We start from the raw sequence: 20114 nt of genomic DNA, 5'->3' as shown, positions 1-20114 counted from the left end.
CTGTCTGGATTATTACCCAGAGGCCGCACTCTGTCCATGGGGGTGACGGAGGCGAAATGCTCAGGCGTGCATTGCGTTCGGGCCATGCCGCCCCCTTGCGGGCGGCGGCATGGCCCGGACGGCATCAGGCGCGGCCGAACACCCGCTTGAAAATGGTGTCCACGTGCTTGGTGTGGTAGCGGAGGTCGAACAGCTCTTCCAGGGTCTTGGCGGGGATCTTGGCGGCCACTTCGGAATCGGCCTTGAGCAGGTCGAGGAAGTTGGCGCTTTCCAGCCACACCTTCATGGCGTTGCGCTGGACGGCCTTGTAGCTGTCCTCGCGGCTCATGCCCGCCTGGGTGAGCGCCAGCAGGACGCGCTGCGAGAACACCAGACCGCCCAGCTGGTTGAGGTTCTTGGCCACGGCCTCGGGATAGACCACCAGCTTTTCCACCACGCCGGCCAGGCGGTTCAGGGCAAAGTCCAGGGTGACGGTGGCGTCGGGGCCGATCATGCGCTCCACCGAGGAGTGGGAGATGTCGCGCTCGTGCCACAGGGCGACGTTCTCCATGGCCGGGATCACCATGCCGCGCACGATACGGGCCAGACCGGTGAGATTCTCGGTCAGCACGGGATTGCGCTTGTGGGGCATGGCCGAACTGCCCTTCTGGCCGGGCGAGAAGTATTCCTCGGCCTCGCGCACTTCGGTGCGCTGCAGATGGCGGATCTCGATGGCCAGATGCTCGACCGAGCTGGCGATGACGCCCAGGGTGGCGAAGAACTGGGCGTGGCGGTCGCGCGGGATCACCTGGGTGGAGACCGGCTCGGGCTTGAGGCCCAGCTTGGCGGCCACGTGCTCCTCGACCCGGGGGTCGATATTGGCGAAGGTGCCCACGGCGCCCGAGATGGCGCAGGTGGCGATGTCTTCCCGCGCCGACTTCAGGCGGCGGCGGTTGCGCTGGAACTCGGCATGGAAGGTGGCGAATTTCAGCCCCATGGTCACCGGCTCGGCATGAATTCCGTGGGAGCGGCCCATGCACACCACGTCCTTCAACTCGAAGGCCCGCTTTTCCAGGGCGTTCAGTACCCGGTCCAGGTCGGCCAGCAGGATGTCGGCGGCCTGGGTCAGCTGTACGTTGAGGCAGGTGTCGAGCACGTCCGACGAGGTCATGCCCTGGTGCACGAAGCGCGATTCGGGGCCGATATGCTCGGCCAGTTCGGTCAGGAAGGCGATGACGTCGTGCTTGGTCTCGGCCTCGATCTCGTCGATGCGCGCCGAGCGGGCGGGGGTGTAGGGGATGTCGCCCTTCTCCCAGATGATCCTGGCGGAGTCCTTGGGGATCACCCCGATCTCGGCCAGGGCGTCACAGGCATGGGCCTCGATCTCGAACCAGATGCGGAAGCGGTTTTCCGGCTCCCAGATCTTGGTCATTTCGGCGCGGGAATAGCGGGGGATCATGGCGGCCTAGCCTCCTTAGCAACGCAAGGAGGCGGAAATACCACGAAGACGGTTCGGATTAAAGGGGATGTGGGGAATTAAAGGCCGCGGATGCGGCCGTAATGGACAAAGTCGGTCCAGGTGCGTTCGAGACGCTGCATGGTCTCCAGCGTGGTGTCCAGCTGGGCCGCCGTCTTCTCGTCGCCGCCCAACACGCCCGCCAGATCGTCCTGCAGCTTGCGGATGGAGTTGCACAGGGACAGGCCCTTGTCGGTCAGCTTGAGGCGAACCGAACGGCGGTCATGGGTCGAACGCTCCTGCATCAAGTAACCGCATTCGGTCAGCGCCTTGATGTTGTAGGAAACGTTGGAGCCCTGGTAATAGCCGCGATCCTTCAGGTCGCGGATAACCACTTCGTTCTCACCGATATTGTAGAGAAGCAGGGCCTGAACGGCATTGATGTCTTCGATGTTCAGACGACGCAATTCCGTACGCAAGACATCCAGGAAATGTCTGTGCAGGCGCTCGATCAAGCGAATTATGTCGAAGTATGGCTGGCTCACGGGGGCGGAGTATAGGGACATTCCTTTGGCTCGACAACAGCCTATTACAGGGGTGAGGTTGCGGCGGAGCCCTTGAGGCGGGTATTGTCCCTTATGGATTTTTCAGGAGGAGCGAGCGGTGGGCGCCAAGCCGAGAATCGTGGTGGTGTTCAACCAGAAGGGCGGTATCGGCAAGACCACCACCAGTGTCAATCTGGCGGTCTGTCTGGCGGAACTGGGGCGCAAGGTGGTGCTCGTCGACCTGGACGCGCAAAGCAATGCCTCGACCAGCGTCGGACTGACCTCGCCGGCGGCGACCGGCGCGTACCAGTTGCTGCGCGGAGAGGTCGACGTCAGCCATGCCTCGCGCGCCACGCCCTATCCCAATCTGCGTCTGGTGGCCGGCTCGGACGACCTGTCCTGGGCCGACGTGGAGATCGCCGTCAAGCTCGACCCGCAATATGTGCTGGAGCGGGCCCTGGAGACCACGCCCGCCGATGTGGACGTGGTGGTGGTGGACTGCCCCCCGGCCTTCGGCATCCTGTCGGTCAACGCGGCGGTGGCCGCCGACGTGGTGATCCTGCCGGTGGTGCCGGCGCCGCTGGCCCTGGATGGCCTGCATAAGGCGTGGTGGAACATTCAGCGGGTCAGAACGCATTTCAACCGCGACCTGGAGTCCATGGGCATCCTGTTCACCATGACCGAGGACAGCGATGTCATGCATCGCATCTCCGATTCCGTGGTCGCGTCGTTCGGCGGGCGGGTGTTGCCGGTCCGCGTGCCGCGTGACCTCAAGGTGGTGGAGGCGGCGGCCCGGGACCTGCCCCTGGTGATCCTCGATCCGGAAAGCCCGGCGGCCAAGGCCTATGGCCTTCTGGCCGATTTCGTCGACGCCCATATGCTGGAGCCCCGCGCCGTCGCGCCAGGGATCGCGCCGGGTCCCGTCGTGGAGGAGGAAGAGGAGTTGCCTCCCCTCCGCCAGTCGCCGCCCATGGAGCCCGGTCCGGCGCCCGGTGCCAACTGGGACGAGCAACTGGCCGAGACCGTAGATATGGTGCCCGAGGTCTCCGACCTGCGCTGGAAGATCGGGGTGGCCATCATGCTGATTCTGCTGGGCGGCTGCGTCGGCTATGCCTTCGGCCGCTGGATGTACATGCCCCTCTGAGGGGGGGGCTATCCCTCCAGCAGGGTGATGCCGGCGGCCAGGGCCAGGGTGAAGCCGGCGCCGACCGCCAGCAGATAGGCGGCCCGGACGGCGATGTGCCGCCACAGGCGAATGGAAAAAGGCTTAGTCGAATTGTCGGAATTGCGCATGGCTTCCTCGCGGGATGATCATTGAATTCCCGTGACTATAACCGAGCTTGATGCTTTGGTATTTGACGCTGGTCAGGTGATGATGCGCGAGGCTGGCAGCAGCACGGTGATGCGGGTGCCCTTGCCCGCTTCGCTGGCCAGCGACACCGTGCCGCCATGGGCCTCGACGAAATGGCGGACGATGGCCAGCCCCAGTCCCGATCCCTGGTGGCGGCGCGACAACGAGGAATCCGCCTGGTAGAAGGCCTGCCAGACCTTGGCGTGATGCTCCGGGGCGATGCCGATGCCGGTATCCTCGACCGTCAGGGCCAGTCCTTCCGGCACATGTTCGGCTGAAATGCCCACCCGTCCGCCGGCCGGGGTGAATTTCAGGGCGTTGCCCGCCAGATTGAGCAGAACCTGCCGGATGCGGCGGGGGTCGAGGCGCATGCGGGGAAGATCGGGAGCGATCACCACCGTGAAGTCCACGCCGGTCACCACGGCCTTGTGTTCCAGCAGGCGGGCGGCGGCGCGGACCAGTTCGGCGGGGTCGGCCTCCTCCTCGTCCAGTTCGGTGCGTCCGGCCTCGATGCGCGACACGTCGAGGATGTCCTCGATCAGCGCCCGCAGGTGCTGCCCGGCGGAATGGATCAGGTCCATGTACTCGACGCAGCGCTCCAGGCTGGCGGGGCCGGTGGCTCCGGCCAGAATGGCTTCGGAAAAGCCGATCACCGCGTTGAGCGGGGTGCGCAGCTCGTGGCTGACCGTGGCCAGGAACTGGGACTTGGCGCGGTTGGCGGCCTCGGCCTCCTGCTTGGCGGCGACCAGGGCGGCCTCGGCCCGCTTGCGCTGGGTGATGTCGCGTCCTTCTGGCACCAGGAACAGGATGTTACCTTCGTGGTCAGGCACCGGCTTGACCGAGAAATCCACATAGGCGATACCGCCGTCGGCATCCACGTGGGTGGTCTCGAAGCGCACGAATTCCCCCTTGGCCGCCCGGGAGATGCCGTCGCGCAGTATGGCGCGTTCTTCCGGCGAGTGCTCCCACCAGGGGGTTTCGGCGAAGTGCATCCCCAGGACCGGGGCGAGGGAGTCCAGCCCGATGAAGGCCAGCGCGGTGCGGTTGGCGTCCAGCAATCGTCCGTCGGGGGACAGCAGGCCGATGAACTCGAAGGTGTTCTCGATGATGGCCCGCATTTCCACGTTGACCCGCAGGCTGTCGCGCAGGCGCGTTTCGGCTTCGGGGGCAAGCTCCACCAGGGTCTGGCCGCCGGGCAGGGGCGTGTGGGTGCAGTCGGGGCCGTCGACCCAGCCGGGCCGGGTGCCGATCAGCCGGGGCTCCGCCGTGCCCAGCGCCCGGCTCAGCGTCTCGCCCACATGGGCCAGCAGGCCGTCCGGCCCGAGGACCGCCAGGGCGCGCGGCGAGTTGGCGAAGGTGCTGTGAGTGGCGTGCGACAAAATCGGCGATCCCCTTACGGTAGCCGAAAATTATCGCATGGAGCGAAACATTCCCCAAAGTGAATAAGGTATAATTTAACAGGCGGCGGTATGGCTTCACTTCGGGGGCTTTTGCCCCCGATCCCCCAATCGGGAGGCACAGCTTGCCGAACCCTTCAGCTTTTTATAAAAACTGGTGGACCGGAGGCTGTGCCTCCGAACGGGTCTGGGCGGTAGCCCTGCCGCGAAGCGGGGCCTTTTTTTTCCGCCCGCCGTGGTCAGCGGCGGGGGCGGGGCGGGGGCAGGCGCTCCACCACGTCGCCCCACAGGTCGTAATCCTCGGCCGCCTCCACCTCGACGATGACCAGATCGCCGGGTTCCAGGTCGGTCTCGCCGTTCATGAACACCGCGCCGTCCACCTCGGGGCTGTCGGCCTTGGAGCGGCCGATGGCGCCTTCCTCGTCCACCTCGTCGATGATCACCTCGATGCGGGTGCCCTCCTTGGCTGCGCCACGCTCGTCGGCGATCTGGCGGGCGGCTTCCATGAAGCGCTGGTGGCGCTCCTCCTTGACATCTTCGTCCACCTGATCGGCGAAGGCGTTGGCGGGGGCGCCCTTGACGTCCTCGTACTTGAAGCAGCCGACCCGATCGAGCTGGGCCTCTTCCAGCCAGCCCAGCAGGGAGTCGAAATCCTCCTCCGTCTCGCCGGGGAAGCCGACGATGAAGGTGGAGCGCAGCGTCAGGTCGGGGCAGGTCTCGCGCCACGAGCGGATGCGGCCCAGCACCTTCTCCTGGTTGGCGGGGCGGCGCATGGCCTTCAGCACGTTGGGGCTGGCGTGCTGGAAGGGGATGTCGAGATAGGGAAGGATCTTGCCCTCGGCCATCAGCGGAATGATCTCGTCCACATGGGGATAGGGATAGACATAGTGCAGCCTGATCCAGATGCCCAGCTCGCCCAGCGCCGAGGCGAGGTCGGTGAGGTGGGCGCGCACCGGGCGGCCGCGCCAGGTGCTCTCGGCATGGCGCAGGTCCAGGCCGTAGGCGCTGGTGTCCTGGGAGATGACCAGCAATTCCCGCACCCCGGCCTCGGCCAGACGCTCGGCCTCGCCCAGCACGTCGGCGGCGGGGCGGCTCATCAGCGGGCCGCGGATGTCGGGGATGATGCAGAACGAGCAGCTGTTGTTGCAGCCCTCGGAAATCTTCAGATAGGCGTAGTGGTGCGGCGTCAGGTGCAGCCCCTCGGGCGGCACCAGCGACAGCTTGGGGTCGTGCAGCGGCGGGATGGCGGCGTGCACCGCCTCGACCACCGCCTGGTACTGGTGCGGGCCGCTGACCGCCAGCACCGAGGGGTGGGCGCTGCGGATGGCCTTCTCGTCGCCGCCCATGCAGCCGGTGACGATGACCTTGCCGTTCTCGGCCAGGGCCTCGCCGATGGCTTCCAGGGATTCGGCGCGGGCCGAGTCGAGGAAACCGCAGGTGTTGACGATCACCACGTCGGCGCCGTCATAGCTGCCCGAGATGTCGTAGCCCTCGGCCCGAAGCTTGGTCAGGATGCGTTCGGAATCCACCAGGGCCTTGGAGCAGCCGAGGCTGACGATACCGACCTTGGGATTGGTCTGAGACATGTGGGTTCCGCGCTTGCTGCCTGGGATCGCCGTGACTTAGCGGATATCGGTGGCGAAAAGCAAGCCTTGCGCCCCAAGTCCCCTTGCGGGATTTGCGCAAGACATCCATTTCTTAACAACGTCCGGCAAAAAATGCACAATAGGACAGAAAAGGCGCCAAATGTCCGATCTGTCCCAAGCCCTGTCCCTGGCCCTCGACCTCGTCGTCACCCTTGATCCGCAGATGCTGGGCATCGTGCGGCTGTCGGTGCTGGTGTCGGGGATGGCGGTGCTGCTGGCCGCGCTGATCGGCCTGCCGCTGGGGGCGGTGCTGGCATTAAGCAGCTTTCCCGGACGCGGCGCGCTGGTGGTGATGCTCAACGCCTTCATGGGCCTGCCGCCGGTGGTGGTGGGGCTTGGCGTCTATCTGCTGCTGTCGCGGGCCGGGCCGCTGGGCGAGGCCGGGTTGCTGTTCACGCCGTCGGCCATGGTGGCGGCCCAGACCCTGCTGGTCCTGCCCATCGTCGCCGCCCTGTCACGTCAGGTGGTGGCCGACCTGTGGGAGGAGTATGGCGAGCAACTGCGCTCGCTGGGCGTCTCGCCGGGCGGACGCATGCTGACCCTGTTATGGGACGGGCGCTTCAGCCTGCTGACCGCCGTCCTGGCCGGATTCGGCCGCGCCGCCGCCGAAGTGGGGGCGGTGATGATCGTCGGCGGCAACATCAAGGGAGTGACGCGCACCATGACCACCACCATCGCCCTGGAGACCAGCAAGGGCGATCTGCCCCTGGCCCTGGGGCTGGGGCTGATCCTCATCGCCCTGGTGACCATGGTCAATGCGGCGGTGTTCCTGGTCGGCCAATGGGCCCGGCGGAGGATGGGATGAGGGCGCCCGACACCATCCTGCCCCTGGAGCTGGACCGGGTCGGCTTCGCCGCCGGCGAGCGGATGCTGCTGGACGGCGTTTCCCTGCGCCTGGAGACCGGGGTGCGCACGGTGATCCTCGGTCCCAACGGGGCGGGCAAGAGCCTGCTGCTGCGCCTGTGCCACGGCTTGCTGGCGCCCAGCGCCGGCTCGGTCCGCTGGAGCGGCGCCGCCGGAGGCGAGGCCGTGCGTCATCGCCAGGCCATGGTGTTCCAGCGGCCGGTGCTGCTGCGCCGCTCGGTGGTGGCCAATATCCGTTACGTCCTGGCGCTGCGCGGCGTGCCGTGGCGCCGCCGCACGGCGCTGGCCCTGGACGCCCTGGAGCGCTTTGGTCTGGCGTCACTGGCGCCGCGCCCGGCCCGGGTGCTGTCGGGGGGCGAGCAGCAGCGGCTGGCCCTGGCGCGGGCCTGGGCCTCGGGGCCGGAGATTCTGTTCCTGGACGAGCCCACCTCGTCGCTGGACCCCGCCGCCGCCCTGTCGGTGGAGATGGCGGTGCAGGAGTTCCACACCTCGGGCACCAAGATCGTCATGACCACCCATGACCTGGGTCAGGCCCGCCGTCTGGCCGACGAGGTGGTGTTCCTGTCCCGTGGCCGCCTGGTGGAGCACGCCCCGGCGGCGGAATTCTTCAAAGGGCCGCAATCGGCCCAGGCCCGGGCCTTCCTGGCCGGCGAACTGGTTTGTTGAGGAGGATCGATCCATGAAACGTCTGCTGCTTGCCGCCATGGCGCTGTTTTCGCTGGCTGCTTCGCCCCTGGGGGCGCAAGAGCGCTTCATCACCCTGGCCTCGACCACGTCCACCGAGCAATCGGGGCTGTTCGGCCATCTGCTGCCGCTGTTCAAGGCCGAGACCGGCATCGAGGTCCGCGTGGTGGCGGTGGGAACCGGCCAGGCCCTCAAGCTGGGCGAGCGCGGCGATGCCGATGCCCTGCTGGTCCATGACCGGGCCGGCGAGGACAAGTTCGTGGCCGACGGCTTCGGCATCGATCGCCGTGACGTGATGTACAACGACTTCGTGGTGGTGGGGCCGGCTTCCGATCCGGCCGGCATCAAGGGCGGCAAGGATGCCGCCGCCGCCTTCGGCAAGATCGCCGCCGCCAAGGCGCCCTTCGCCTCGCGCGGCGACGATTCCGGCACCCATCGCAGCGAGTTGCGCCTGTGGAAGAAGGCCGGGGTGGACATCAGGTCCGGCGGTGGCTGGTACCGCGAACTGGGAGCCGGCATGGGGCCGACCCTCAATACGGCCGCCGGCATGAACGCCTACGCCCTGGCCGATCGCGGCACCTGGGCCAGCTTCAAGAACCGCCAGTCCCTGGAGATCCTGGTGGAAGGCGACCGCGCCCTGTTCAATCCCTATGGCTCGATTCTGGTCAACCCCGAGACCCACAAGGGCATCAAGGCCGCCGACGCCAAGACCTGGCATCTGTGGCTGACCGGTTCCAAGGGGCAGGCCGCCATCGCCTCGTTCAAGATCGGCGGCGAGCAGTTGTTCTTCGGCGATGCCAAGTAAGGGGAGGGGGGCATGAACCGCAGAGCCTTTCTGGGGGGCGCGCTGGGGACCATCGGCGTGGTGTGCGGGGCGGGGGCGGCGGAACCGTCCGAGGTGGTGCTGCTGGCCAGCACCATCGGCCCCATCGATGCCGGGATCGTTCCCGCCCTGGCCGAGGCCTTTCGCGCCCGCACCGGCGTGGTGGTCCGTTTCGTCGGCGCCGGCACCGGGGCGACCCTGGACATGTCCCGGCGGGGCGAATTCGATCTGGTCATGGTCCACGCCCTGTCCCTGGAAAAGAAGTTCATGGCCGACGGCTTCGGCATCGACCGCCGCGACGTGATGTACAACGACTTCGTTCTGCTGGGGCCGGCATCGGACCCCGCCGGCATCAAGGGAATGGACGATCCCAAGGCGGCGCTGCGGCGCATCGCCGGCGCCCAGGCGTGTTTCGTGACCCGGGGCGACAATTCCGGCACCCATGTGGCGGAGAAGGCCCTGTGGGACAGGGCTGGCATCCAGCCCCAGGGGGCTTGGTACGAGGTCTTCGAGAAGGGCTCCAGCGGCAACGGCCCCACCCTGCGCCATGCCGACGGGCGGGACGCCTACGTGTTGATGGACCGGGCCACCTGGCTGGTGCTCAAGGCCAAGCTGTCCCTGGTGTTGCTGGTGGAGAACCACCCGGACCTGTTCAATTTCATCGCCGTGATCCGCACCAATCCCGAGCGTTTTCCCAAGGCCAACGCCGCCGGAGCCCAGCGCTTCGCCGATTGGCTGGTGAGCGGGGAGGCGCAGGACCTGATCGGGAAATTCGGATTGGCGGAATACGGGGCGCCGCTGTTCTTCGCCAATGCCGGGCCCAAGGTGCGGCCGCCGGGCTTGTGACGGGCGAAAGAAAAAGGGCGGCGATCCCCGCGGCTGGCCGGGGATGCCGCCCTTTTTTCGTCCCGGGCCCTATTGGATGCGGGCCAGCAGAACACGGATGTTGGGGTGGTGATCGAAGGGGTCGCTGTACCAGGCGACGTCCTTGATCCGGTACCACTTTCCACTTCGGGTTCTAAGAGCTTTGCCGATGGTCGGGCAGATGTCTGCGTCGAAGCAGCGGTTTATCTCGCTCTTGTCGAACGACTCTTGAATGACATAGCGCATGATAGCCAGCCGTATTTAATGTTGATCGCTGGGATCATATTATTTCTATAGTCAAAACAATTCAGTGATATGCTTCACACATAAAATTTTATGTAAATTTTCTTTTACTTTTTCGTCTGATTTGGGCATTAACCCCAGGTGAAGCGAGGGAATGCTGTGTAACGGAAAGTAATTTCGGCAAGGCAACGGTTGAAGTCGGGCCGTGGAAGTGTCACCTTGTTCAGGGAGTGGATCAAGGTCCTGGCGCGCCGTTCTCGGCTCTGCCATGGGGCGTTGGTTTGGAGAAAAGCGCATGCCGCAACCCGCTTTTTTTCGCCGAACCTATGACGAGACCATGACCTTGATGGTCGAGGCCCGCAACTACCTCGCCTATGCCGAGCGGCGCGAACGCCAGAGGGTCGGCGGCATGATCGGCCTGCGCATGAGTTGCGAGGCCATGCGGGTGACGTCGCGCCTGACCCAGGTCATGGCCTGGCTCATGCTCCAGCGCGCCGTGCACGAGGGCGAGGTCGAGGCGGCGGAAGCCCTGCGCGACGAATGGCGCCTATCCGGGGCGGAAGTATGTCTGGACGAATCCTTCGGCTGCGACGAGACTTTGCCCAATCATCTTCGCAGCCTGATGGAGCGTTCCTTCCGCCTGTACGTCCGGGTGGCGCGGCTGGAAGAGATGCTGGTGCAGCGGGTTCTGCACTGATCCTGCTTTGACCGGGGGCACGGAGCCACATGGTAGCCTTGGGGATTCGCGCCGACCTGCGCCTTGCCGGGGCGCTGGTCATTCTGGCCTTTGTCGTCTGTCACCTCGCCAATCACATGCTGGCCCTGGTTTCGCTGGACGCCGCCATGGCCGGGCACGAAATCCTGATGGAGCCGTGGGAGGGCGCCCTGGGCGGCGGGTTGCTGATGGCCGCCGGTCTCACTCACTACGCCAACGCCCTGTGGGCGGTTTATGAGCGCCGGACCCTGCGCATGGGCGGGTCCGAAGCCTGGCAATTGGGCCTCGGCCTGCTGATTCCCTTCCTGATGATGATTCATCTCGCCGGCACCGGGCTGGGCGAGGCGTTGCTGGATCTGGAGCCCGGCTATCCCTCGGTGCTGCTGGGCCAATGGGTGATGAGCCCCTGGAGGGGCTTGGCGCAGGCGATTCTGGTCCTGGTGGTGTGGGGGCACGCCTGTTCCGGGCTGCATCTGCGCTACGGTGGCCGCGACCGGTACGAGAGGGCCAAGCCCTGGCTGCTGGCCCTGGCGGTGGTGATTCCCACCCTGGCCCTGGCCGGCTGGGTGTCCGGCGGCGCGCAGGTGATGCGCTCGGCGGCCGATCCCGCCTGGACCGGCCGGGTGTTGGCCGAGGCGCGCATGGGGCCGTCCACCCTGGACGACACCCTGCGCCTGGCCCTGGCGGGGATGGGGTTGCATCTGCTGCTGATCGCCACTCCCTTCGCCGGCCGTCTCCTGCGCCATGTGGGGGGCGGCAGGCGGCCGCAACTCACCCATTCCAACGGCAGGGTGATCCGGATGATGCCCGGCTCCACGGTGTTGGAGGCGTTGCAGGATCACGCCATCGCCCATGCCTCGGCCTGTGGCGGCAAGGGGCGCTGCACCACCTGTCGCGTTCGGGTGCGCAGCGGGGTGGAGAAGCTGCCCAGTCCCGGCCCCCTGGAGGCCAATGCCCTGGGACGGATCGAGGCGCCGCCCGAGGTGCGTCTGGCCTGCCAGTTGCGCCCCGAGCACGACCTGACCATCCTGCCGCTGCTGCCCTCCGACGCGGTGGCTGCCGACGGGCGCCTGCATGGCGGCCTGGACGGCCGCGAGCGCCAGATCGTGGTGGTGTTCATCGACCTGCGCGGCTCGACCACCCTGGGCGAGGCCAAGATGCCCTATGACATGCTGTTCATCCTGCACCGGTTCTTCCAGCAGATGACCAGGGCGCTGACGGCGACGGGCGGGCATTATTCCAATTTCACCGGCGACGGGCTGATGGCGCTTTACGGGCTGAAGGGCAACGATTCCGCCAAGGCGGTGACGGCGGCCCTGGCCGGCGCGCGCGAGATGGTCGCCGGGCTGGACAAGCTGAACGCCGAGCTGGCCATGGAGCTGGAGGCGCCGCTGCGCATGGGGATCGGCATCCATTACGGCCAGGCCATCGTCGGCACCATGGGGCCGCCCGGCGCCCAGATCGTCAGCGCCATCGGCGATACGGTCAACACCACGGCCCGGCTCGAGGGACTGACCAAGGACCATGATTGCCTGCTGGTGCTGTCGGCGGCGGCGGCCGAGGCAGGAGGGCTGAGCTTTCCCGGCATTCCCCGCCATCAGGTGGCGGTGAAGGGCCGGGTCGAGGCGGTGGAGTTCTACGCCTTCGGAGAGATTCCCGGCCGGTAGACCCTCTGCCGCCTCAGCGCCAGAGCACTTCCCACAGCTGGAACTTGTCGCGGAAGCCCTTCAGCGCGTGCATGCCGCCATCGGTGAAGGCTCCCGTGCCGCCGGCCAGGTCCTTGACCACCTGGGTGCACAGGGTCTGGTCGGAATCGGTGGCGGCGCAGACGCGGGCCGCCAACTGGACGGTGGAGCCGAACAGGTCGTCCTCTTCCTGGATGGGCTCGCCGGCATTCAGGCCGATGCGCAGGTGCAGGGGCAGGTTGGGCTGCTTCTCGTTGTGGGCGGTGACCTGACGCTGGATCTGGACGGTGGCTTCCACCGCATTGGCGGCCGAGGCGAACGAGGCCATGATGCCGTCGCCGGTATGCTTGACCTCGCGCCCGGCGAACTGGGTCAGTGCGGTGCGCACGATGGCGTTGTGCTTGCGCACGATTTCCTGGGCGGCCTGATCGCCGCGCGCCTGGGTCAGGTCGGTGGAGCCCACCATGTCGGTGAACATCACGGTCATCAGCGAGGGCTGCTTCTTTTCCGTGGCTGGCTTATTCCAGTCCTTCAGCGAGGTCTGGAGCTTGATCATGGGGGTGCCCTCGTCGCCCTCGGCCCATGATTCCATGGCCGACTTGCCGGATTCGAACATGCGGGCATAGCGCTGTTCGCCCATGTATTCCGGGACCTTGTCGTAGAAGGCGGCGGCGAGATCGCCAGGCGTTCCCAGCTTCTCGATGATGGTCTTCAGCAGCTTGCGCTGGCCGGCGGAGTCCAGCTTCTGGGTGCGGGCGATGGCCTGGACGGCGCCGGCCATGAACAGGTTGAGGCCGAAGGTGGTGTACTTGTCGGTGCTGGGCGCGACCTGCCGCACCACCTGCATGGACTTGTCCACGAAGCGGTCGGTGACCTTGCGCGTGGTCTCGAAGGCCGGGGTGGCGGGAATGGCATCCACGGCGGCGGCGGCGGCGGAGGGCTCTTCCACCGGCGGGGGCTGCGGCGGTGGCGTCTCCTCCGGTGGCGGCGGAGGCTCTGGTTCGGGCTCTGGCTCCGGATCGTCGCCCCAGGTCTCGGGGATCATCTCGGCCTCGGCCTTCTTGGCCAGCTTGTTCAGTGACTTCTTCACCGCCTCGGAGGGCTGGGGCCGTGGCGGCGGGGCGGCGGCCCTGGCGTTATTGAACTGGATGTTGGCGTTGCGCGGCATGAAGCGCAGGCCCAGCGGCACGGCGGTCATCAGGAAGACCAGGCCGAACACGATGATCAGCATCTGCCCGTATTCGTCGGGGGTGATGCGGAAGCCGAAATCATACAGAATGACGATGGCCGAGGGTACGAGGCGCAGGACGCCGAGGCCCACCCCGGCGGCGACGAGCAAGATCACTGTCAGGCGCAGAATGGCCGCTCCGGCGCCGATCTCGGGTCCGTTGGCGCGCGCCCTGGCGCTGCCGGCCGCCTTGCGGGCCGCGCCGGCCTTGGCGGCGCCACCCTTGCCCGAATCCTTGCCGCCGCCTTTGCCGCCAGTCCCGCCTCCTCCGCCGCCGCCAACGGCGGCCACGCTCTTGCGGGGCTGGATGTTGTGGCCGGACAGGTAGACCTCGACCTCGTCGAAGACATTGCTGTCGGTGTTGTAGGTTTCGCGCAGCACTTTGGTGCGCACGCCAAGGGTACTCTCGAGTTCCTTGGCCTCGCGGACAGCCTCGTCACGCTCCAGCCGCGGGAAGCGTGCGTGCAGCATCCACCCCCGGCCTTCCATGACGTAAACTTCAAAATGAACGATGATCATGTCCGCCCAATCACCGTTTGGCCAATCACCGTTTGGCTTCAATTACAATTCGGCCAGGGAGTATCGCAGCTCCCTTATTAAAAAATTGCTCTACCCTCTGAGTGTCAAGAAGTCCACAGCAAACACTTTCGGCCGGCGAAAACGCCGGCCGATCGTGCAGTCTGATAACTTAGCGCAGGTGAGTGCCGGGCGGCCAAAACCGATCCGGAACCCCCAATTCCGATCAGGAATTGTCCGACTTGATGCCGAAACCTTCGAAGCGCTTCTTGAACTTGGCGAGCTGGCCAGCCGTATCGACCATACGGTGCACGCCGGTCCAGGCCGGGTGCGACTTCGGATCGATGTCCAGGCGCAGGGTGTCGCCAGCCTTACCCATGGTGGACCGGGTCTTGTACTCGGTGCCGTCCGTCATCACCACGTTGATCTCGTGGTAGTCGGGATGAATGTTGTCCTTCATAGCCTGAAGCTCCGCAAATCGAAGGCGCGTATATAGCCAAAACCAGGGCGGTGCGCAAGCGGTCCTTCACCCGGGCGGCGAATTCGGGTTAGCATCCGCACCCCATAGCCCGGAGAAGCCCCATGAGTCTCGATGAAAGCCGTTTCGCCAGCCTTGCCGACCCGTTGCTCGAACGCATCGGCGACGCGGTGGAGGATGCCATGGAGGATGCCGACGCCGAGCTGCATGCGGGCATTCTGACCCTGACCCTGCCGGGAATCGGCCAGTACGTCATCAACAAGCATGCGCCCAATCGTGAAATCTGGCTGTCGTCGCCCAAGAGCGGCGCCCATCATTTCGGCTGGACCGGGGAGCAGTGGATTTCGACCCGCAACGCCGAGCTTGAACTGCTGGGGCTGTTGCGGGCCGAGATCGGGGTCGAGGTGTGAGATTGCGGGCGGGACGCCCGCGCTCCAAGTGGCGGAGCGCGGGTGTTTCGGAGCCGCGTTACGCGGCTCCAGCCGCCATTGAGGCGGCGGCCAAGCGGCCGGAGGGCCGCGCCCGGCGAGGGGCAATATAAGGCTAGACCGCCTTCACCAGGATGTGGCGCTTCTTGCCGGCGGTCAGCTTGACGGCGCCGTCCCTGAGGTCGTTGCTGCCCACCGGATGGGCCTCGTCCACCGCCTGATCGTTGACCTTGCCGCCGCCACCCTTCAGCAGGCGGCGGGCCTCGCCGTTGGAGGCGGCCAGACCGGCCCGCACGAATAGGGCAAAGGCGGGAATGCCAGCCGCCAGCTCGGCGGCCGGAATCTCGACGGTGGGAAGATCGGAGGAGGCCACACCCTGCTCGAAGGTCTGGCGCGCCGTCTCGGCGGCCTGCAGCGCGGCGGCGTCGCCGTGGCACAGGCGGGTGACCTCGTTGGCCAGGATCTTCTTGGCCTCGTTGATCTCGGCGCCTTCCAGCTTTTCCAGCCGGGCGATCTCGTCCAGGGGCAGCTCGGTGTAGAGCTTGAGGAAACGGCCCACGTCGGCGTCCTCGGTGTTGCGCCAGTACTGCCAGAACTCCCAGGCACTCAGCATGTCGTCGTTCAGCCAGACGGCGCCGTTGACGGTCTTGCCCATCTTGGCGCCCGAGGACGTGGTGAGCAGCGGGCTGGTCAGGCCGAACAGCTCGGCTTGATCGGCGCGACGGCCCAGCTCGACGCCGTTGATGATGTTGCCCCACTGGTCCGAGCCGCCCATCTGCAGGATGCAGCGGTTGCGGCGGAACAGTTCAACGAAGTCGTAGCCCTGCAACAGCATGTAGTTGAATTCGAGGAAGGTCAGCGGCTGCTCGCGCTCGAGCCGCAGCTTGACCGAATCGAAGGTCAGCATGCGGTTGATGGTGAAGTGGTGGCCGTAATCGCGCAGGAAGTCGATGTAGTTCAGCTTGTCCAGCCAATCGGCGTTGTTGACCATCAGGGCGTCGGTCTTGCCCTCGCCGAAGGTCAGGTACTTGGTGAACACCGTCTTGATGCCCGCCATGTTGGTGGCGATGACCTCGTCGGTCAGCATCTTGCGCGATTCGTCCTTGCCGGTGGGGTCGCCGATGCGGGTGGTGCCGCCGCCCATCAGGACGATGGGCTTGTGCCCGGTCTTCTGCCACCAGCGCAGCAGCATGATCTGCATCAGCCCGCCCACGTGCAGGGAGGTGGCGGTGCAGTCGAAGCCGATATAGGCGGCCTGACACCCCTCGGTCAGGCGCTTGTCCAGCGCCTCCAGGTCGGTACACTGGTGCATGTAGCCACGCTCGGTGACGATGCGCAGGAAATCGGACTTGAGAGAGGTCATGGGGCGCCCGTTCGGCTTGCTGGGAAGAGGCCGCTCGTTTATCACAAATGGGTGAATGCCACAATCGGGGGGACACAATGCTGGCGTTGGGGCTGATGAGCGGAACGTCGCTGGACGGCGTGGATGTCGCCCTGCTGGAAACCGACGGCGAGACGGTGGCGCGGTTCGGACCGGCAACGACTGTTCCCTATGGCGACGAGCAGCGCATCGCCCTGATGGGCGTCCTGGGCGGCAAGGGGCCGGTGGAGCAGGTGGAGCGGGACTTCACCCTGTTTCATGCCCAGGTGGTCCGCGACTTCCTGGCGGCGCAGGGCATCGACGCCGCCACGGTGGGCGTGGCCGGCTTTCACGGCCACACCATCTTGCATGCCCCCGCCGAGCGCCGCACCTGGCAGATCGGCGATGGCGCCCTGCTGGCCTCGGAGATCGGCATTCCCGTGGTCAACGATTTCCGCTCGGCCGACGTGGCGGCGGGCGGGCAGGGGGCGCCGCTGGTCCCCGTCTATCACCGCGCCCTGGCCGCCGGGCTGGAGGCGCCGCTGGCCATCCTCAACCTGGGCGGCGTGGGCAACGTCACCTGGATTTCCGACGACGGCTCGCTGCTGGCCTTCGATACCGGGCCGGGCAACGCCCTGCTCGACGACTGGGCCTTGGCCCATACCGGCCGCCCGGTGGATGTGGACGGCCGGCTGGCCGCCGCCGGCAAGGTGCGGCGCGACGCGGTGGAGGCCTTTCTGCACCACACCTATTTCGACTGCCAGCCGCCCAAATCCGTGGATCGCGACGAATTCCACGCTTTGGCCTGGGAACTGGTCAAGGGCTGCTCGGCCGAGGACGGGGCGGCGACGCTGACCGCCTTTACCGCCGCGGCGGTGGCCCTGGCCGCCTACAGCTTCCCCCGCCCGGTCAAGCGCTGGCTGGTGACTGGCGGCGGGCGGCGCAATCCCGAGATGATGACCGCGCTCAGCCGTGGCCTGTCGGCCCCGGTCGAGCCGGTGGAGGCGGTGGGCTGGAACGGCGACGCCCTGGAAGCCCAGGCCTTCGCCTTCCTGGCGGTGCGCTCCCTGGCCGGCAAGATGCTGACCTATCCCGAGACCACCGGCGCGCCCGCGCCCCAGACCGGCGGCCGCCATCATGTCCCCTGAGTGGAGAACCCCCATGCGCCCCATGATCGCCGCGCTCTGTCTGACACTGGGTCTGTTGCTGCTGGCGGGCGGAGCCCGGGCCGACCAGGTTACCGCCCTGGCCACGGTGCGCGCCCAGCCCAAGGTGCTGGACGCCTCGATCGATGATCGCGGCAATCTCTACGTGGTGGTGAAGAACGAGACGGCGGTGTCCTGGGACGCCTATGGCGCCGCCATGTGCCGGCTGGTGCGGCCCCATCAGGCCCGTGTGTTCCAGGCTCATGTCATCGACATGACCTCGGTGGGCAAGGGCGCCAAGCCCGCCCAGTGGAAGCGCCTCGCCCAGGTCAATTGCTCGGCCATCAACTGATTTGCCCGATTTGTCATCCCGATGACCGGCGGGAGGAGGGATCTCCGCCGGAGCGCGGGTGCCGAAATGGCAACGCCGTTCCAGGACGAGATCCCTTGGCTTTGCTCGGGATGACGGGGGTAAACGGCCACGACCGAAAAACCCCCGCGTTCGCGGGGGTTCTTGGCTCAGGACATTAGCTCAGCGCGACGGCCAGTTCCGGCTCGGCCACCGGCGGCGGAGCCGGGGCGCGGGCGACGATGGATTCGGCCAGATAGGAATCCACCATGCCGTCCAGGGCGTCCAGATGGGTGCCGAAGAAGTGATTGGCGCCTTCGATGGTTTCGTAGCGGACCTTGATGTTGCGCTGGGTGGCCAGCTTGGCCGCCAGCTTGGCCACGGTCGGCTCGGGCACCAGGTCGTCGTTGGTGCCGTGGACGATCAGGCCCGAGGACGGGCAGGGCGCCAGGAACGAGAAGTCGAAGACGTTGGCCGGCGGGGCTACCGAGACGAAGCCGTCGATCTCGGGGCGGCGCATCAGCAGCTGCATGCCGATCCAGGCGCCGAACGAGAAGCCGCCCACCCAGCAGGCCGAGGCATTGGCATTGAACGACTGCATCCAATCCAGCGCCGAGGCGGCGTCGGACAGCTCGCCCTGGCCGTTGTCGAACTTGCCCTGGCTGCGCCCCACGCCGCGGAAGTTGAAGCGCAGCGTCGAGAAGCCGCGCCGCACGAAGGCATGATACAAGGCATAGACCACCTTGTTGTTCATGGTTCCGCCGTGCTGCGGATGGGGGTGGAGCAGAAGCGCCAGCGGGGCATTCGGCGACTTGCCGTGATGGTAGCGGCCTTCAAGGCGGCCGTCGGGTCCATTGAAAATCACTTCAGGCATGGCTTGCGTACAGTCTCCCTTGCCCGGCACCCGCTCAAACCTGAGTGGTGGTGTCGGGGAAAATACAACAACAAATTGGATTTTGGCCGGTCAATCTTGACTGGCCTTGTCGGACATCTTATATTCACCTTCGCTATGTCAACGCCCGAAAGGGCAGTCCCCTGGCGATCGCTAAGACCGTCGCGACGCACTTTAACATATTGCGAGCTATGATTTTCAAGAGCCTTCAAGAAGATATTGCGTCCATTCGCAAGCGCGACCCCGCCGCTCATTCCTGGCTCGAGGTGTTGCTGTGCTATCCCGGACTGCATGCGCTGATGTTTCATCGCCTGTCCAACTGGTGCTGGAATCGCGGATTGCGGGTGTTGGGGCGCTTCGTCTCGCATGTGGGGAAAATCCTCACCGGCATCGAAATCCATCCGGCGGCCCAGTTGGGGCCACGCTTCTTCATCGATCACGGCACCGGCGTGGTGATCGGCGAGACGGCGGTGATCGGTGCCGACGTGACGATCTATCACGGGGTGACGTTGGGTGGCACCTCGCTGCACAAGGGCAAACGGCATCCGACCCTGGAAGACGGGGTGATCGTCGGCTCGGGCGCCCAGGTGCTGGGCCCCATCACGGTGGGCAAGGGGGCGCGCATCGGCGCCAATGCCGTGGTGCTGACCGACGTGCCGCCGGGGGTGACCATGGTGGGCATTCCGGCGCGCATGGTGATGCGGCGCCAGGACGCGGATTTCTGCGCCTACGGCCTGCCGGTGGAGGATTTGCCCGACCCGGTGGTCCGGGCCATCGATTCGGTCCGCTCGCAGGTGGCGACCCTGATGGAGCGGATCAAGGAACTGGAGACCGAGCTGCACGGCCATCCGACTCAGGCCTGCGCCCGCCTCTCCCAGCCTGAAGGGGCTGAACCGGGCGACAAGACCAAGCAAGTTGAAGCAGTAACCATGCCGGCCGGCGGGACAACAGGCCGGACTCTGGAACGGGAGACCATATCGTGAAACTCAGCACCAAAGGACGCTACGCCGTCATGGCCATGGTCGATCTGGCCAGCCACTCCGAGGGAAGCCCGGTGGCCCTGGCCGATATCGCCGAGCGCCAGGAGATTTCGCTCTCCTATCTCGAACAGCTGTTCGGCAAGCTTCGGAAGGGCGGGCTGGTCAAGAGCGTGCGCGGTCCGGGCGGCGGCTATCTTTTGTCGCGAATCCCACAACAGACGCGCATATCCGACATTATCCTGGCGGTGGACGAGCCGATCCAGACCACGCGCTGCTCGCCGGGCTCGCCGGCCGGCTGTCACAACAACAAGGGCCGCTGCCTGACCCACGATCTGTGGGAAGAGCTGGGCAACCAGATTTACCTCTATCTCAGCTCGGTTTCCCTGGCCGATGTGTGCGAACGCCGCATCCTGGGCAGCTCGGGCATGTTCCACGGCACCGCCGCTCCCTCTGGAGCCGTGGCGGCGCAATAAGGGTCGGGAAAGG

Annotated in this window: 22 protein-coding genes; 12 read left to right on the top strand and 10 right to left on the bottom strand. The window is 66.3% G+C overall.

Features of this window, described 5'->3' with window-relative positions; all coding sequences use genetic code 11:
* Positions 1–124: 124 nt before the first annotated feature.
* The gene (gene purB / locus AMB_RS15365) at positions 125–1438 is read right to left on the bottom strand and encodes an adenylosuccinate lyase (protein WP_011385428.1); all 1314 of its coding nucleotides are present in this window, start codon (positions 1436–1438) and stop codon (positions 125–127) included.
* Between the two features lie 77 nt (positions 1439–1515).
* Positions 1516–2001, bottom strand: a complete 486-nt coding sequence (locus AMB_RS15360) for a helix-turn-helix domain-containing protein (RefSeq protein ID WP_011385427.1) — start codon at positions 1999–2001, stop codon at positions 1516–1518.
* Positions 2002–2098: 97 nt separating this feature from the next.
* Here AMB_RS15360 and AMB_RS15355 point away from each other — a divergent pair, with 97 nt between their 5' ends.
* Complete coding sequence (locus AMB_RS15355) at positions 2099–3124, top strand: ParA family protein (RefSeq protein WP_011385426.1); 1026 nt, start codon at positions 2099–2101, stop codon at positions 3122–3124.
* 8 nt (positions 3125–3132) lie between these two features.
* Here the strand turns inward: AMB_RS15355 and AMB_RS25970 are convergent, their stop codons facing one another.
* The 3 genes from AMB_RS25970 to rimO all read right to left on the bottom strand — a co-directional run bounded on the left by AMB_RS25970 (position 3133) and on the right by rimO (position 6314).
* Positions 3133–3273 (bottom strand): hypothetical protein, encoded by a 141-nt coding sequence (locus tag AMB_RS25970; protein ID WP_011385425.1) that lies wholly within the window; start codon positions 3271–3273, stop codon positions 3133–3135.
* Between the two features lie 72 nt (positions 3274–3345).
* Positions 3346–4710: a sensor histidine kinase gene (locus tag AMB_RS15350; RefSeq protein ID WP_011385424.1), complete on the bottom strand. Its 1365-nt coding sequence runs from the start codon at positions 4708–4710 to the stop codon at positions 3346–3348.
* A gap of 257 nt (positions 4711–4967) precedes the next feature.
* Entirely contained in the window at positions 4968–6314 is a 1347-nt protein-coding gene (gene rimO / locus AMB_RS15345) for a 30S ribosomal protein S12 methylthiotransferase RimO (protein ID WP_011385423.1), read from the bottom strand.
* 160 nt (positions 6315–6474) lie between these two features.
* Here rimO and AMB_RS15340 point away from each other — a divergent pair, with 160 nt between their 5' ends.
* The 4 genes from AMB_RS15340 to AMB_RS15325 are packed head-to-tail and all read left to right on the top strand — an operon-like array spanning position 6475 to position 9591.
* Positions 6475–7179, top strand: a complete 705-nt coding sequence (locus tag AMB_RS15340; RefSeq protein WP_043744730.1) for an ABC transporter permease — start codon at positions 6475–6477, stop codon at positions 7177–7179.
* Entirely contained in the window at positions 7176–7904 is a 729-nt protein-coding gene (locus AMB_RS15335; protein WP_011385421.1) for an ATP-binding cassette domain-containing protein, read from the top strand. The genes AMB_RS15340 and AMB_RS15335 overlap by 4 nt, the downstream gene beginning before the upstream one ends.
* 13 nt (positions 7905–7917) lie before the next feature.
* Entirely contained in the window at positions 7918–8727 is an 810-nt protein-coding gene (locus tag AMB_RS15330; protein ID WP_011385420.1) for a substrate-binding domain-containing protein, read from the top strand.
* Between the two features lie 12 nt (positions 8728–8739).
* A complete protein-coding gene (locus AMB_RS15325) occupies positions 8740–9591 on the top strand; it encodes a substrate-binding domain-containing protein (RefSeq protein ID WP_011385419.1) in 852 nt (283 codons plus the stop codon).
* A gap of 69 nt (positions 9592–9660) precedes the next feature.
* Here AMB_RS15325 and AMB_RS15320 read toward each other — a convergent pair whose 3' ends face one another.
* Positions 9661–9855, bottom strand: a complete 195-nt coding sequence (locus AMB_RS15320) for a hypothetical protein (RefSeq protein WP_011385418.1) — start codon at positions 9853–9855, stop codon at positions 9661–9663.
* Positions 9856–10147: 292 nt separating this feature from the next.
* Here AMB_RS15320 and AMB_RS15315 point away from each other — a divergent pair, with 292 nt between their 5' ends.
* The gene (locus AMB_RS15315) at positions 10148–10549 is read left to right on the top strand and encodes a DUF1465 family protein (protein ID WP_043744727.1); all 402 of its coding nucleotides are present in this window, start codon (positions 10148–10150) and stop codon (positions 10547–10549) included.
* A gap of 29 nt (positions 10550–10578) precedes the next feature.
* Positions 10579–12234, top strand: coding sequence for an adenylate/guanylate cyclase domain-containing protein (locus AMB_RS15310; RefSeq protein WP_011385416.1), 1656 nt, complete (start codon positions 10579–10581; stop codon positions 12232–12234).
* A gap of 13 nt (positions 12235–12247) precedes the next feature.
* On the opposite strand, the gene AMB_RS26820 is transcribed toward AMB_RS15310, so the two are convergent.
* Positions 12248–13951, bottom strand: a complete 1704-nt coding sequence (locus tag AMB_RS26820) for an adenylate/guanylate cyclase domain-containing protein (protein WP_269446027.1) — start codon at positions 13949–13951, stop codon at positions 12248–12250.
* A 271-nt stretch (positions 13952–14222) separates the two neighbouring features.
* The gene (rpmE, locus tag AMB_RS15300; protein ID WP_011385414.1) at positions 14223–14456 is read right to left on the bottom strand and encodes a 50S ribosomal protein L31; all 234 of its coding nucleotides are present in this window, start codon (positions 14454–14456) and stop codon (positions 14223–14225) included.
* 122 nt (positions 14457–14578) lie between these two features.
* On the opposite strand from rpmE, the gene cyaY reads away from it, so the two are divergent.
* On the top strand, positions 14579–14884 hold the full coding sequence (cyaY, locus tag AMB_RS15295) for an iron donor protein CyaY (RefSeq protein ID WP_011385413.1): 306 nt from the start codon (positions 14579–14581) through the stop codon (positions 14882–14884).
* A gap of 133 nt (positions 14885–15017) precedes the next feature.
* On the opposite strand, the gene tyrS is transcribed toward cyaY, so the two are convergent.
* Positions 15018–16265 carry a tyrosine--tRNA ligase gene (tyrS, locus tag AMB_RS15290; protein WP_011385411.1) on the bottom strand — a complete coding sequence of 416 codons (1248 nt, stop codon included), beginning with the start codon at positions 16263–16265 and terminating at the stop codon, positions 15018–15020.
* A gap of 77 nt (positions 16266–16342) precedes the next feature.
* On the opposite strand from tyrS, the gene AMB_RS15285 reads away from it, so the two are divergent.
* Together AMB_RS15285 and AMB_RS15280 are read left to right on the top strand one after the other, a co-directional pair.
* Positions 16343–17410 (top strand): anhydro-N-acetylmuramic acid kinase, encoded by a 1068-nt coding sequence (locus AMB_RS15285; RefSeq protein ID WP_011385410.1) that lies wholly within the window; start codon positions 16343–16345, stop codon positions 17408–17410.
* A 13-nt stretch (positions 17411–17423) separates the two neighbouring features.
* The gene (locus tag AMB_RS15280; protein WP_173361896.1) at positions 17424–17759 is read left to right on the top strand and encodes a hypothetical protein; all 336 of its coding nucleotides are present in this window, start codon (positions 17424–17426) and stop codon (positions 17757–17759) included.
* 175 nt (positions 17760–17934) lie between these two features.
* On the opposite strand, the gene AMB_RS15275 is transcribed toward AMB_RS15280, so the two are convergent.
* Positions 17935–18630 (bottom strand): alpha/beta hydrolase, encoded by a 696-nt coding sequence (locus AMB_RS15275; protein ID WP_011385408.1) that lies wholly within the window; start codon positions 18628–18630, stop codon positions 17935–17937.
* Between the two features lie 209 nt (positions 18631–18839).
* On the opposite strand from AMB_RS15275, the gene cysE reads away from it, so the two are divergent.
* Together cysE and AMB_RS15265 are read left to right on the top strand one after the other, a co-directional pair.
* Positions 18840–19631, top strand: coding sequence for a serine O-acetyltransferase (cysE, locus tag AMB_RS15270; protein ID WP_011385407.1), 792 nt, complete (start codon positions 18840–18842; stop codon positions 19629–19631).
* Positions 19628–20101 (top strand): Rrf2 family transcriptional regulator, encoded by a 474-nt coding sequence (locus AMB_RS15265; protein ID WP_011385406.1) that lies wholly within the window; start codon positions 19628–19630, stop codon positions 20099–20101. Before cysE ends, AMB_RS15265 begins: the two co-directional genes overlap by 4 nt.
* Positions 20102–20114 lie beyond the last annotated feature (13 nt).

This window comes from Paramagnetospirillum magneticum AMB-1, from assembly GCF_000009985.1.
Taxonomy (GTDB): Bacteria; Pseudomonadota; Alphaproteobacteria; order Rhodospirillales; family Magnetospirillaceae; genus Phaeospirillum; species Phaeospirillum magneticum.
This window is presented reverse-complemented; position numbering and strand designations above follow the sequence as displayed.

Coding starts and splice junctions, on each gene's coding strand:
- purB (WP_011385428.1), bottom strand. CDS start 1,438: ATGATCCCCCGCTATTCCCGCGCCGAAATGACCAAGATCTGGGAGCCG.
- AMB_RS15360 (WP_011385427.1), bottom strand. CDS start 2,001: ATGTCCCTATACTCCGCCCCCGTGAGCCAGCCATACTTCGACATAATT.
- AMB_RS25970 (WP_011385425.1), bottom strand. CDS start 3,273: ATGCGCAATTCCGACAATTCGACTAAGCCTTTTTCCATTCGCCTGTGG.
- rimO (WP_011385423.1), bottom strand. CDS start 6,314: ATGTCTCAGACCAATCCCAAGGTCGGTATCGTCAGCCTCGGCTGCTCC.
- AMB_RS15340 (WP_043744730.1), top strand. CDS start 6,475: ATGTCCGATCTGTCCCAAGCCCTGTCCCTGGCCCTCGACCTCGTCGTC.
- AMB_RS15335 (WP_011385421.1), top strand. CDS start 7,176: ATGAGGGCGCCCGACACCATCCTGCCCCTGGAGCTGGACCGGGTCGGC.
- AMB_RS15330 (WP_011385420.1), top strand. CDS start 7,918: ATGAAACGTCTGCTGCTTGCCGCCATGGCGCTGTTTTCGCTGGCTGCT.
- AMB_RS15325 (WP_011385419.1), top strand. CDS start 8,740: ATGAACCGCAGAGCCTTTCTGGGGGGCGCGCTGGGGACCATCGGCGTG.
- AMB_RS15320 (WP_011385418.1), bottom strand. CDS start 9,855: ATGCGCTATGTCATTCAAGAGTCGTTCGACAAGAGCGAGATAAACCGC.
- AMB_RS15315 (WP_043744727.1), top strand. CDS start 10,148: ATGCCGCAACCCGCTTTTTTTCGCCGAACCTATGACGAGACCATGACC.
- AMB_RS15310 (WP_011385416.1), top strand. CDS start 10,579: ATGGTAGCCTTGGGGATTCGCGCCGACCTGCGCCTTGCCGGGGCGCTG.
- AMB_RS26820 (WP_269446027.1), bottom strand. CDS start 13,951: ATGCTGCACGCACGCTTCCCGCGGCTGGAGCGTGACGAGGCTGTCCGC.
- rpmE (WP_011385414.1), bottom strand. CDS start 14,456: ATGAAGGACAACATTCATCCCGACTACCACGAGATCAACGTGGTGATG.
- cyaY (WP_011385413.1), top strand. CDS start 14,579: ATGAGTCTCGATGAAAGCCGTTTCGCCAGCCTTGCCGACCCGTTGCTC.
- tyrS (WP_011385411.1), bottom strand. CDS start 16,265: ATGACCTCTCTCAAGTCCGATTTCCTGCGCATCGTCACCGAGCGTGGC.
- AMB_RS15285 (WP_011385410.1), top strand. CDS start 16,343: ATGCTGGCGTTGGGGCTGATGAGCGGAACGTCGCTGGACGGCGTGGAT.
- AMB_RS15280 (WP_173361896.1), top strand. CDS start 17,424: ATGCGCCCCATGATCGCCGCGCTCTGTCTGACACTGGGTCTGTTGCTG.
- AMB_RS15275 (WP_011385408.1), bottom strand. CDS start 18,630: ATGCCTGAAGTGATTTTCAATGGACCCGACGGCCGCCTTGAAGGCCGC.
- cysE (WP_011385407.1), top strand. CDS start 18,840: ATGATTTTCAAGAGCCTTCAAGAAGATATTGCGTCCATTCGCAAGCGC.